This is a genomic window from Enterobacter sp. fkY84-1, assembly GCF_052974705.1.
The window spans coordinates 1,264,969-1,277,447 of sequence record NZ_CP169393.1 but is presented as its reverse complement, the minus strand read 5'-3'; the positions used below and the strand labels follow the sequence as shown (position 1 = coordinate 1,277,447).

The 12,479-nt window shown below is 54.5% G+C and carries 8 protein-coding genes and 7 tRNA genes; 12 read left to right on the top strand and 3 right to left on the bottom strand.

All coding sequences use genetic code 11. The annotated features are described in order from the left end of the window. Positions 1–103: 103 nt before the first annotated feature. Both glnS and nagE read right to left on the bottom strand, forming a co-directional pair. On the bottom strand, positions 104–1,771 hold the full coding sequence (glnS, locus tag ACEPLT_RS05980) for a glutamine--tRNA ligase (RefSeq protein ID WP_181367259.1): 1,668 nt from the start codon (positions 1,769–1,771) through the stop codon (positions 104–106). A gap of 179 nt (positions 1,772–1,950) precedes the next feature. Next, positions 1,951–3,903: a PTS N-acetyl glucosamine transporter subunit IIABC gene (gene nagE, locus ACEPLT_RS05975; RefSeq protein ID WP_232928088.1), complete on the bottom strand. Its 1,953-nt coding sequence runs from the start codon at positions 3,901–3,903 to the stop codon at positions 1,951–1,953. A gap of 327 nt (positions 3,904–4,230) precedes the next feature. On the opposite strand from nagE, the gene nagB reads away from it, so the two are divergent. The 12 genes from nagB to ACEPLT_RS05915 all read left to right on the top strand — a co-directional run bounded on the left by nagB (position 4,231) and on the right by ACEPLT_RS05915 (position 11,100). Then, positions 4,231–5,031 (top strand): glucosamine-6-phosphate deaminase, encoded by an 801-nt coding sequence (nagB, locus tag ACEPLT_RS05970; RefSeq protein WP_008501061.1) that lies wholly within the window; start codon positions 4,231–4,233, stop codon positions 5,029–5,031. Positions 5,032–5,086: 55 nt separating this feature from the next. Beyond that, entirely contained in the window at positions 5,087–6,235 is a 1,149-nt protein-coding gene (gene nagA, locus ACEPLT_RS05965) for an N-acetylglucosamine-6-phosphate deacetylase (protein ID WP_008501059.1), read from the top strand. Positions 6,236–6,243: 8 nt separating this feature from the next. After that, on the top strand, positions 6,244–7,464 hold the full coding sequence (gene nagC, locus ACEPLT_RS05960) for a DNA-binding transcriptional regulator NagC (protein WP_021242995.1): 1,221 nt from the start codon (positions 6,244–6,246) through the stop codon (positions 7,462–7,464). Between the two features lie 45 nt (positions 7,465–7,509). Beyond that, on the top strand, positions 7,510–8,262 hold the full coding sequence (gene nagD, locus ACEPLT_RS05955) for a ribonucleotide monophosphatase NagD (protein ID WP_008501057.1): 753 nt from the start codon (positions 7,510–7,512) through the stop codon (positions 8,260–8,262). A 249-nt stretch (positions 8,263–8,511) separates the two neighbouring features. Further along, positions 8,512–10,176 (top strand): asparagine synthase B, encoded by a 1,665-nt coding sequence (asnB, locus tag ACEPLT_RS05950; RefSeq protein WP_021242994.1) that lies wholly within the window; start codon positions 8,512–8,514, stop codon positions 10,174–10,176. A 226-nt stretch (positions 10,177–10,402) separates the two neighbouring features. Further along, positions 10,403–10,479 (top strand) — tRNA-Met (locus tag ACEPLT_RS05945). A 9-nt stretch (positions 10,480–10,488) separates the two neighbouring features. Further along, a tRNA-Leu gene (locus ACEPLT_RS05940) sits at positions 10,489–10,573 on the top strand. A gap of 23 nt (positions 10,574–10,596) precedes the next feature. Further along, positions 10,597–10,671 (top strand) — tRNA-Gln (locus ACEPLT_RS05935). Between the two features lie 32 nt (positions 10,672–10,703). Continuing rightward, positions 10,704–10,778, top strand: a tRNA-Gln gene (locus ACEPLT_RS05930). Positions 10,779–10,795: 17 nt separating this feature from the next. After that, a tRNA-Met gene (locus ACEPLT_RS05925) sits at positions 10,796–10,872 on the top strand. 42 nt (positions 10,873–10,914) lie between these two features. Further along, positions 10,915–10,989, top strand: a tRNA-Gln gene (locus ACEPLT_RS05920). 36 nt (positions 10,990–11,025) lie between these two features. Then, positions 11,026–11,100 (top strand) — tRNA-Gln (locus tag ACEPLT_RS05915). Between the two features lie 104 nt (positions 11,101–11,204). Here the strand turns inward: ACEPLT_RS05915 and ubiF are convergent. After that, the gene (gene ubiF, locus ACEPLT_RS05910) at positions 11,205–12,380 is read right to left on the bottom strand and encodes a 3-demethoxyubiquinol 3-hydroxylase (protein ID WP_126288502.1); all 1,176 of its coding nucleotides are present in this window, start codon (positions 12,378–12,380) and stop codon (positions 11,205–11,207) included. Between the last annotated feature and the right edge of the window lie 99 nt (positions 12,381–12,479).

Genomic DNA, 12,479 nt, shown 5'->3' with positions numbered 1-12,479 from the left:
ATTTTCATGACGCCACTTTAACCCCTGGCTTAATACTCTGATCGTTAAATAAAAAAACGCCGCATAATGCGGCGTTTGTTTCTCATTGACCAGAGCAGCAATATTATTCGCCGATCTTCGTCCAGGTATCACGCAGGCCCACGGTACGGTTAAATACCGGTTTTTCCGCCGTGCTGTGACGGCTGTCCAGGCAGAAGTATCCTTCACGTTCGAACTGGAACGCTTTGCCTGCTTCAGCCGCTTTCAGAGAAGGCTCCGCATAACCCTGCTTGATCACCAAAGATTCCGGGTTGATGGTCGCCAGGAAGTCTTCCGCCGCACCTGGGTTAGGCACGCTGAACAGGCGATCGTACAGACGAATCTCTACCGGCAGCGCGTGGGATGCGCTCACCCAGTGGATAACGCCTTTCACCTTGCGGCCATCCGCCGGATCTTTACTTAGCGTTTCAGCGTCATAAGTACAGAAGATGGTGGTGATATTTCCTTCCGCATCTTTTTCTACGCGCTCGGCTTTGATGACGTAAGCATTACGCAGACGCACTTCTTTACCCAGCACCAGACGCTTGTACTGCTTGTTAGCTTCTTCGCGGAAGTCAGCGCGGTCAATCCAGATCTCGCCGCTGAACGGCACGTCGCGGCTTCCCATTTCCGGTTTGTTCGGATGGTTAGGCATGGAGACCAGCTCGCTCTCGCCCTGCGGATAGTTTTCGATAACCAGCTTCACCGGGTCGATAACGGCCATCGCGCGCGGGGCATTTTCATTGAGGTCTTCACGAATGCAGGATTCCAGAGACGCCATCTCAATGGTGTTGTCCTGCTTGGTCACGCCGATACGCTTGCAGAACTCACGGATTGACGCCGCGGTGTAGCCACGGCGGCGCAGACCAGAGATGGTTGGCATACGCGGGTCGTCCCAGCCCTCAACGTGCTTGTCGGTGACCAGCAGGTTCAGCTTACGCTTGGACATCACGGTGTATTCCAGATTCAGACGAGAGAACTCGTACTGACGCGGATGCACAGGAATGGTGATGTTATCCAGCACCCAGTCGTACAGACGACGGTTGTCCTGGAACTCCAGCGTACACAGCGAGTGGGTGATCCCTTCCAGCGCATCGCTGATGCAGTGGGTGAAGTCGTACATCGGATAGATGCACCACTTGTTGCCGGTCTGGTGGTGTTCTGCGAACTTGATGCGGTACAGCACCGGATCGCGCATCACGATGAACGGAGACGCCATATCGATTTTGGCACGCAGGCACGCTTTGCCCTCTTCGAAGCCACCGGCACGCATTTTTTCAAACAGCGCCAGGTTCTCTTCCACGCTGCGATCGCGGAACGGGCTGTTTTTACCCGGTGCGGTCAGCGTACCGCGGTACTCACGGATCTCATCTGCAGACAGTTCGTCTACATACGCCAGACCTTTGTTGATGAGCTCTAACGCGTAGGCATACAGCTGATCAAAATAGTCAGAGGAGTAGCAGATATCGCCAGACCAGTTGAAGCCCAACCATTGCACGTCATTTTTGATGGACTCAACGTATTCGATGTCTTCTTTTACTGGGTTGGTGTCATCGAAACGCAGGTTGCACTGTCCCTGGTAGTCTTGCGCAATGCCAAAGTTCAGGCAGATGGACTTCGCATGCCCGATATGCAGGTAGCCATTCGGCTCCGGCGGGAAACGGGTATGAATTGTGGTGTGCTTACCACTGGCCAGATCTTCATCGATGATCTGACGAATAAAGTTACTCGGGCGGGCTTCTGCCTCACTCATCGTGGATTCCTCAAAGCGTAAACAACGTATAACGGCATATGATCTTATAAGCCGGACGTAGTGACAACCCTTAGTTACGGAAAATACGTATCAGATGAAAATAATGGGGGCATTTGCTGCAAAAAAAAGCGGCGGAGGATATCCCCCGCCGCTTAAGGCATGACTCTACTCAGGAGCGATTACTTGCCTTTAATCTCATACAGCGGGGTTTGACCCGCAACAACCTGACCTTTCGCCTGGAGTACCAGACCGCTAAAGTCGTCGATGTTGCTGCACACGACCGGACTAATCATCGAGCGCGCGTTGGCATTCAGGAAGTCCAGATCCATTTCCAGAATCGGCTGACCTGCCACCACTTCGGCCCCCTCTTCCACCAGGCGAGTAAAGCCCTGACCATTCAGCGCAACGGTATCGATACCCATGTGGACAACGATCTCCGCGCCCTTTTCGGTTTCGAGGCAGAACGCGTGGTTGGTGTTGAAGATTTTCACGATGGTACCGGCAGCAGGAGACACCACGGTTTTATCCGTTGGTTTCACCGCCACACCGTCACCGACCGCTTTGCTGGCGAACGCTTCGTCAGGCACCTGCTCAAGGTCAACCACGTCACCCGTAACCGGAGAGACCAGCGCGGCCACCGTCACGGCGTTAGGCACGGCCTGCGGCTTCGCTACCGGGGCAACCGTCGACGCAGGCGCGCTGTCGGTTGATGCTGCCGCGACCGGACCGCGGGCAACCACTTTCTTCATTTCGTCACCGATGGATTCCGCTTTGGCACCCACGATAACCTGGATAGTTTGTTTGTTCAGTTTAACCACGCCCGATGCACCAAGGCGTTTACACATTGCGTCGCTGACGCGCGCAGAGTCACCTACCGTCAGACGCAGACGAGTGATACAGGCATCAATGGCTTTCAGGTTGTCAGTCCCCCCAACGGCAGCGATATAGCTGGTCGCCAGCTGGGTCAGCCCCTCTTCGGTATTGCTATTAGCTTCGTTGGTGACCACTTCATCTTTGGTGTCTTCGCGGCCCGGCGTTTTGAGGTTAAACATACGAATAACCGCAGTGAACAGCACGAAGTAGATGACGAAGAAGACCAGACCCATTACCACCAGCATCCAGACGTTCTTGCTTGCCGCCGGCAGGTTGTACATCAACACGTAGTCGATCGCGCCTGCAGAGAAGGAGAAGCCAGCATGGATACCCAGCAGGGTCGCCACAAACAGGCTGATACCGGTCAGGACCGCATGCATGAGGTACAGCACCGGCGCCAGGAACATGAACAGGAATTCCAGCGGCTCGGTTACGCCGGTCAGGAACGCGGTAATCGCAACGGACAGCAGCATGCCGCCAACCATTGGGCGACGCGCTTTTGGCGCAGCCAGGTACATTGCCAGCGCAGCGCCCGGCAGACCAAACATCATGATTGGGAAGAAGCCAGACATGAACATGCCTGCGGTGCCGTCACCCGCGTAGAAGCGGTTGATGTCGCCGTGGAATACGGTGCCCGCAGCATTGGTGAACTCACCAATCTGGAACCATGCGATAGTGTTCAGCACCTGATGCAGACCGGTTGGGATCAGCAGACGGTTGATAAAACCAAAGATACCTGAGCCAAGTGCACCCGCTGAAACAATCCACTCACCACCCGCATGGATCGCATGCTGTACCGGTGGCCAGACGTAGCCAAAGATAGCGGCCAGAACCAGACAGAAGAAACCTGTCGCGATCGGCACGAAACGTTTGCCGCCAAAGAAACTCAGGAAGTCTGGCAGCTTAATGTTTGCCCAGCGGTTGTACACAGCACCACCGACCAGACCGGTAATGATACCTGCCAGCACGCCCATGTTGATTTCTGGGTTAATGGTTACCATCGCTTTCGTCAGGATGAAATAACCGACTGCCCCTGCCAGCGCTGCGGCACCCGCGCTGTCTTTTGACCAGCTAGAGGCAACACCGATGGCGAAAATCAGCGCCAGGTTGTCAAAAATGGCACCGCCAGCCTGAGCAATAAACGGTACGTTAAGAAGATCGGGTTGCCCGAATCGCAGCAGCAGCGCTGCAACCGGTAGCACGGCGATAGGGAGCTGCAAAGCCCTACCGAGGCGCTGGAAAAAACCTAAAATATTCATCCTATTCCCCCTACGAGCCCCCTTTTTCAGGCTCGCGCATAAACTATGTTTTTATTGTGTCACGAACGATAGATACCGTTGATAATTCACTGGCAGTCTGAGTGTGTGAAAAATTAATTCGTATCGCAAATTAAACACCTATTTTTTGTGATTTTTGTCACCAAATATCGTATTCAGCCCTCCCTTACACTGGCTAACAGTGAAAACTTATTTTATCATTCAAAAAATCAAGACGGATTGATCCGGCCTGAAAGTTTCCAGGTTACGCTTTAGTATCAGGTTCCGAAGCCATCCGCCCACTCTTCTACTTAAACTTTGAGGTGAACAATGAGACTGATTCCCCTGGCAACTGCAGAACAAGTTGGTAAATGGGCCGCTCGCCATATCGTAAACCGCATTAACGCGTTCAAACCGACCGCCGATCGTCCTTTCGTTCTGGGCCTTCCAACCGGCGGCACACCGCTGACCGCTTACAAGGCGCTGGTTGAGATGCATAAAGCAGGCCAGGTTAGCTTCAAACATGTTGTGACCTTCAATATGGATGAATATGTTGGCTTACCGAAAGACCACCCGGAAAGCTACCATAGCTTTATGCACCGCAATTTCTTTGATCACGTTGATATCCCAGCTGAAAATATTAACCTGCTGAATGGAAACGCGCCGGATATTGACGCAGAATGCCGTCAGTATGAAGAAAAAATCCGTTCCTACGGTAAAATCCACCTGTTCATGGGTGGTGTAGGTAATGATGGTCATATCGCGTTTAACGAACCGGCGTCCTCTCTGGCTTCCCGTACCCGTATTAAAACGCTGACCCATGACACGCGCGTGGCAAACTCCCGCTTCTTTGACGGTGACGTGAACCAGGTTCCAAAATACGCCCTGACCGTAGGCGTAGGCACCCTGCTGGATGCTGAAGAAGTGATGATTCTGGTGCTGGGCGGCGTGAAAGCGCAGGCGCTCCAGGCTGCTGTTGAAGGCAACGTTAACCATATGTGGACCATCAGCTGTCTGCAGCTGCATCCTAAATCCGTCATCGTCTGCGACGAACCGTCAACGATGGAGCTGAAGGTTAAAACGCTGAAATACTTCAACGAGTTAGAAGCCGAGAACATCAAAGGTCTGTAATTGAATAACCGCCTCTTTATCAAGAGGCGGCCGCTTTTTTTAACCGGGGGTCGTTATGTACGCTTTAACCCACGGTCGGATTTATACCGGCCATGAAATTCTGGATGACCACGCGATTGTTATCGCGAATGGCCTGATTGAACGTGTTTGCCCGCTGGCAGAACTGCCGCCGGAGATTGAACAGCGCTCACTCAATGGAGCAGTAATCTCCCCCGGTTTCATCGACGTACAGCTCAACGGCTGCGGCGGTGTGCAATTCAATGATACCGCCGATGCGGTAACGGTCGAAACGCTGGAGATCATGCAGAAAGCCAACGAGAAATCGGGCTGCACCAGCTATCTGCCGACGCTCATCACCAGCAGTGATGACCTGATGAAGCAGGGTATCCGCGTGATGCGCGAATACCTGGCCAAACATCCGAATCAGGCGCTCGGTCTGCACCTGGAAGGGCCATGGCTGAACATGGTCAAGAAAGGAACGCATAACCCGGACTACGTGCGTAAACCTGATGCGGAGCTGGTTGACTACATGTGTGCCAACGCCGATGTGATCACCAAGGTGACGCTGGCACCGGAAATGACCGGCACGGACGTCATCAGCAAGCTGGCCGCCGCCGGAATTGTGGTTTCAGCGGGCCACTCAAATGCCACGCTGAAAGAAGCGAAAGCCGGTTTCCGCGCGGGCATTACCTTTGCGACGCACCTTTATAACGCCATGCCATACATCACAGGTCGTGAACCGGGTCTGGTCGGCGCGATTCTGGATGAGCCAGACGTTTACTGCGGCATTATCGCGGACGGCTTACACGTTGATTACACCAACATTCGCAACGCCAAGCGGCTGAAAGGTGACAAGCTCTGCCTGGTAACGGACGCTACCGCACCGGCAGGTGCAAATATTGAGCAGTTCATTTTTGCCGGTAAAACAATATACTACCGCAATGGACTGTGTGTGGATGAAAACGGTACGCTGAGCGGTTCCTCTTTGACCATGATTGAAGGGGTGCGTAACCTGGTTGAGCATTGCGGAATTGCGCTTGATGAAGTCCTGCGCATGGCCACCCTTTATCCTGCGCGCGCTATCGGCGTGGATAAACAGCTTGGCGGAATTGCACCAGGTATGGTTGCAAACCTGACGGCATTCACACACGATTATAAAATTATTAAGACCATCGTTAATGGTAACGAGGTCGTCACTGAGTAAGTAAAAGTATGACACCTGGCGGACAAGCTCAAATCGGTAATGTCGATCTCGTTAAACAGCTTAACAGCGCGGCGGTATATCGCCTGATTGACCAACACGGGCCAATCTCACGTATTCAGATAGCCGAACAAAGCCAGCTTGCTCCCGCCAGCGTGACAAAAATTACCCGCCAGCTCATTGAGCGCGGTTTGATCAAAGAAGTCGATCAGCAGGCCTCCACCGGGGGCCGCCGCGCTATCTCCATTATTACCGAAACCCGCAATTTTCAGGCAATTGGCGTCCGTCTGGGCCGTCATGACACCACGCTCACGCTGTACGATCTAAGCAGTAAAGCCATTGCGGAAGAGCACTATCCCCTTCCGGAACGCACCCAGGAGACGCTGGAGCATGCGCTGCTGAATACCATCGCGCAGTTTATTGAAAGCTGTCAGCGCAAGATCCGCGAACTCATCGCCATCTCGGTGATTCTGCCCGGTCTGGTCGACCCGGAAAGCGGCGTGATCCGCTATATGCCGCACATTCAGGTTGAAAACTGGGGGCTGGTCGACGCGCTGGAAAAGCGCTTTAAAGTGACCTGCTTTGTGGGCCATGACATTCGCTCTCTGGCGCTGGCAGAGCACTACTTTGGTGCGAGCCAGGACTGTGAAGACTCTATTCTGGTGCGCGTTCACCGCGGTACGGGCGCAGGCATTATCTCTAACGGCCGAATTTTTATCGGTCGCAACGGTAACGTCGGTGAGATCGGCCACATTCAGGTTGAACCGCTCGGGGAGCGCTGCCACTGCGGCAACTTTGGCTGCCTTGAAACCATTGCCGCCAACACCGCCATCGAGCAGCGCGTTCGCCATCTGCTTGAACAGGGTTACCAAAGCCGCGTGACGCTGGATGACTGCAAGATAGGCACCATCTGCAAAGCTGCTAATAAAGGCGACGCGCTGGCCTGTGAAGTGATCGAGCAGGTGGGTCGCCATCTGGGGAAAACCATCGCCATCGCCATTAACCTGTTTAACCCACAAAAAGTGGTGATCGCCGGTGAAATTGTGGAGGCGGAAAAGGTGCTGCTCCCCGCGATTGAAGGCTGTATTAACACCCAGGCGCTGAAAGCATTCCGCCAGAATCTTCCGGTGGTTCGTTCAAAGCTTGACCATCGTTCGGCGATTGGCGCGTTCGCGCTGGTCAAACGCGCCATGCTCAACGGAATTCTGCTGCAGCATTTGCTGGAAAGTTGATCGGACCTTATAGTAACGCCTTCTTTTTTTGATGTCGGACTGTCCATGACCATTAAGAATGTAATTTGTGATATCGACGGCGTGCTGATGCACGACAACGTTGCCGTGCCGGGTGCTGCGGAGTTTCTTCACCGCATCATCGACAAAGGAATGCCTCTGGTTCTTCTCACGAACTACCCTTCTCAGACCGGTCAGGATCTGGCAAACCGCTTTGCCACGGCGGGGGTCGACGTCCCGGACAGCGTGTTTTATACCTCGGCGATGGCCACGGCGGATTTTCTGAAGCGTCAGGAAGGAAAAAAAGCCTATGTGGTCGGTGAAGGCGCGCTGATCCATGAGCTGTATAAAGCGGGCTTTACCATCACCGACGTCAACCCGGACTTTGTGATTGTAGGTGAAACGCGTTCCTACAACTGGGAGATGATGCATAAGGCATCCTTCTTTGTGGCTAACGGCGCGCGCTTTATTGCGACCAACCCGGATACCCACGGTCGCGGTTTTTATCCGGCCTGCGGCGCGCTGTGTGCCGGTATCGAGAAGATCTCCGGGCGCAAGCCGTTCTATGTCGGCAAGCCCAGCCCATGGATCATTCGCGCCGCGCTCAACAAGATGCAGGCCCACTCTGAAGAGACCGTGATTGTCGGCGACAACCTGCGCACCGATATTCTGGCCGGTTTCCAGGCAGGCCTGGAGACGATTCTGGTGCTCTCTGGGGTCTCTCAGCTTGATGACATTGACTCAATGCCGTTCCGCCCAAGCTGGATTTACCCCTCCGTCGATGAAATTGACATCATCTGATACCGAACCACGCCTCAGGGCGTGGTTTTTTATTTTCTCACCTGCAAAACACGACTACATCTAACGAAAAAGCACTTTCATTGCATAATCCTCAATAAAAGTGCTCATGGCATACGCGTTTTTCACTGATCTGCAACCACCATTGCACTATTTCCGTTTTCGCCCGTAAAACGCTTGCGCGCCCTGCCCCTTTGCGGCATTTTCATAAGCAAGCAACATTACAAAGCAACAGGGTTAACGGAGAAGGTTATGTGTTCAATTTTTGGCGTACTGGATATTAAAACTGACGCGGGCGAACTGCGTAAAAAGGCACTCGAACTGTCCCGCCTGATGCGCCATCGCGGCCCGGACTGGTCAGGCGTTTACGCCAGTGACAAAGCAATTCTGGCTCACGAACGTCTGTCTATTGTTGACGTCAACGCCGGTGCACAGCCGCTGTATAACGAGAAAAAAACGCACGCGCTGGCTGTCAACGGTGAGATCTATAACCACCAGGCGCTGCGCGCCGAGTACGGCGACCGCTACGCGTTCCAGACCGGGTCCGACTGTGAAGTGATCCTGGCGCTGTATCAGGAGAAAGGTCCCGAGTTTCTGGACGACCTGCAGGGTATGTTTGCCTTCGCCCTGTACGACAGCGAAAAAGACGCCTACCTGATTGGCCGCGACCACATCGGTATTATCCCGCTGTACATGGGCCACGATGAACACGGCAACTTCTACGTTGCGTCTGAAATGAAAGCCCTGGTGCCGGTCTGCCGCACCATCAAAGAGTTCCCGGCAGGCAGTTACCTGTGGAGTAAAGACGGCGAGATCCGTCCGTACTACCAGCGCGACTGGTTCGACTACGACGCGGTAAAAGACAACGTGACGGACAAAGCCGAGCTGCGTCAGGCGCTGGAAGATTCCGTGAAAAGCCACCTGATGTCAGACGTACCTTACGGCGTGCTGCTCTCCGGCGGTCTGGACTCCTCCGTGATCTCCGCGATCACCAAGAAATTTGCGGCTCGTCGCGTGGAAGATCAGGAGCGCTCAGAAGCCTGGTGGCCACAGCTGCACTCCTTTGCCGTGGGCCTGGAAGGCGCGCCGGATCTGAAAGCCGCGCAGGAAGTGGCAAACCACCTCGGCACCGTGCACCATGAAATTCACTTCACCGTGCAGGAAGGCCTGGATGCGATCCGCGATGTGATCTATCACATTGAAACGTATGACGTAACGACAATTCGCGCCTCCACGCCGATGTACCTGATGTCGCGTAAGATCAAGGCGATGGGCATCAAAATGGTGCTCTCCGGTGAAGGTTCTGACGAAGTGTTTGGCGGCTACCTGTACTTCCACAAAGCGCCAAATGCCAAAGAGCTGCACGAAGAGACCGTGCGTAAACTCCAGGCGCTGCATATGTTTGACTGCGCGCGTGCCAACAAAGCGATGTCGGCATGGGGTGTCGAAGCGCGTGTACCGTTCCTGGATAAGAAATTCCTCGACGTGGCGATGCGCATCAACCCGCAGGATAAAATGTGCGGCAACGGTAAAATGGAAAAACATATCCTGCGTGAATGTTTTGAATCCTACCTGCCGGCGAGCGTGGCATGGCGTCAGAAAGAGCAGTTCTCCGATGGCGTAGGCTACAGCTGGATCGACACCCTGAAAGAGGTGGCGGCGAAACAGGTTTCTGACCAACAGCTGGAAACCGCAAGCTTCCGCTTCCCGTACAACACGCCGGGCTCGAAAGAAGCGTACCTCTACCGTGAAATTTTTGAAGAACTGTTCCCGGTACCGAGCGCTGCGGAGTGTGTGCCGGGTGGTCCATCCGTCGCCTGCTCGTCTGCCAAAGCGATTGAATGGGATGAATCGTTCAAATCCATGAACGATCCGTCAGGACGTGCGGTAGGCGTTCACCAGTCAGCCTACAAATAATCACGCATTTCATCTCAGGCCCTGCGGGGCCTGATTTTTTTTGCCCCGCTTTTGCACAGCTAAAACCGATTAATAACCAATAATTGCCGAATATTCGGTCACGCTGTTCGCAACCTAACCAAACAGTCACATTCCGGCTATTTTCGTTGAAAAAGGTGTTGACGCTGCAAGGGTCTATACGCATAATGCGCCCCGCAACGCCGATAAGGTAACGCGAAAAAAAGATGGCTACGTAGCTCAGTTGGTTAGAGCACATCACTCATAATGATGGGGTCACAGGTTCGAATCCCGTCGTAGCCACCATCTTTTTTTGCGGGAGTGGCGAAATTGGTAGACGCACCAGATTTAGGTTCTGGCGCCGCAAGGTGTGCGAGTTCAAGTCTCGCCTCCCGCACCATTCCCGGGTAAGCGTTGCACGGATGGGGTATCGCCAAGCGGTAAGGCACCGGTTTTTGATACCGGCATTCCCTGGTTCGAATCCAGGTACCCCAGCCATATTTCTTCGATTTTGCGGTTCTCCGCGGTATTGGGGTATCGCCAAGCGGTAAGGCACCGGTTTTTGATACCGGCATTCCCTGGTTCGAATCCAGGTACCCCAGCCATCGAAGATTGCAGTACTGGCTACGTAGCTCAGTTGGTTAGAGCACATCACTCATAATGATGGGGTCACAGGTTCGAATCCCGTCGTAGCCACCAAATTGAGATTATCGATCGATTTCGGTAATGAGAAAAAATTGTTGGGGTATCGCCAAGCGGTAAGGCACCGGATTCTGATTCCGGCATTCCGAGGTTCGAATCCTCGTACCCCAGCCAATTTACAAAGTCGTTAAGCAGCTTGTTTAACGCAATTGGGGTGTCGCCAAGCGGTAAGGCTCTGGTTTCTGATACCAGCATTCCGGGGTTCGAATCCCTGCACCCCAGCCACTTAAAACAAAAAAGCCCGCTCTGCGGGCTTTTTTGTTTTTGTACAGAATTGTGCGGCCTGATGCCCTCACCCCGGCCCTCTCCCACGGGGAGAGGGAAAAAGTTTAGAGTCCGAGAGCGTACTTCAGGGCCTGACGCTTCAGGCCACCGGCACGTTCTGCTGCCATTAGGCCTATATTACGCAGAATACGCACTGGCGCTACGTCATTGCTAAACCCGGCATAGAACAGATCCATCCCCGACTGCATGATAAAGTTATCCGCCATACGCCGCGTCTGATAACGCTTCAGCACCTGATGGCTGGCCCAGTTTTCCGCGTGTCCGCGGGCGTTGCCCAGCACATCCAGCAGGGCATCGACGTCACGATATCCCAGGTTCACGCCCTGCCCGGCCAGCGGATGAATGGTGTGTGCCGCATCACCCACCAGCGCTAAGCCTGCGCGGGCATACTGCAACGCATGACGACGCGTGAGTGGGAACGCCCCGGCGGCGACCGGCGTGACGTGCCCCAGACGGCTCGGGAAGTGCAGCAGGATCTCGCGCTGCAGCTGTTCCATGTTCATCCCCTGCAGCTGACGAATGCGCGCCGGTTTGTCGTACCACACCAGCGACGCCCAGTTATCAAACAGCGGTAAAAAGGCATGCGGGCCGTTCGGCGTAAAGTGCTGCCAGGTGCTTTCGCCCGGCGCATTCTCACACTCGGCGGTAATCAGCATACAGGACTGTTCATACTGCCAGGCATGAACCCCGATCCCCGCCATCTGTCTGACCTGCGAGTTAGCGCCGTCCGCCCCGATGACCAGCTTCACGGCCAGCTCATCGCCGTTGTCGAGCGTCAGTAGATAGCCACGCTCGTGAGGATGCAGCGCCTTAAGCGACGCAGGCACGCGCAGCGTCACCTTCGGATGCGCCTCCAGCGCCTGCCAGAGCGCCCGCTGGAGCACGTTGTTTTCCACCATATACCCCAGGCGCGGCAGCTTTAGCTCAGCGGCATCAAACGCGACGTGGGCATTTTCCCACTCCCAGGTTTCGAGGCGGCTGTAAGGGTGCGCGCGCATCGCCTGCACTGCCTCCCAGACGCCCAGCCCGCGCAGCAGATCGACGGATGCCGCGCTGATCGCGGAAATGCGCACGTCCGGTTTACTGGCGGGATCGTAGGCTGGCGGAGCCGCCTGTTCGATGACCGTTACCTCAAATCCCTGCTGTGCCAGCCCCAGCGCCAGCGCGCCGCCGACCATACCGCCGCCGACAACGGCAACTTCGGTGTGTTGGAGTGTCATGGTCAATTTTCCTTATTGGAGAATCCCTTAAGTTTACCGGATTTTTGCGGTCCTGAGACACATAACCTTCATACTGGTCACAACCCCACCAAAGCATTA

Bases quoted from the DNA above. Each gene is read 5' to 3' on its own strand.
- glnS (WP_181367259.1), bottom strand. From the start codon at position 1,771: ATGAGTGAGGCAGAAGCCCGCCCGAGTAACTTTATTCGTCAGATCATC.
- nagE (WP_232928088.1), bottom strand. From the start codon at position 3,903: ATGAATATTTTAGGTTTTTTCCAGCGCCTCGGTAGGGCTTTGCAGCTC.
- nagB (WP_008501061.1), top strand. From the start codon at position 4,231: ATGAGACTGATTCCCCTGGCAACTGCAGAACAAGTTGGTAAATGGGCC.
- nagA (WP_008501059.1), top strand. From the start codon at position 5,087: ATGTACGCTTTAACCCACGGTCGGATTTATACCGGCCATGAAATTCTG.
- nagC (WP_021242995.1), top strand. From the start codon at position 6,244: ATGACACCTGGCGGACAAGCTCAAATCGGTAATGTCGATCTCGTTAAA.
- nagD (WP_008501057.1), top strand. From the start codon at position 7,510: ATGACCATTAAGAATGTAATTTGTGATATCGACGGCGTGCTGATGCAC.
- asnB (WP_021242994.1), top strand. From the start codon at position 8,512: ATGTGTTCAATTTTTGGCGTACTGGATATTAAAACTGACGCGGGCGAA.
- ubiF (WP_126288502.1), bottom strand. From the start codon at position 12,380: ATGACACTCCAACACACCGAAGTTGCCGTTGTCGGCGGCGGTATGGTC.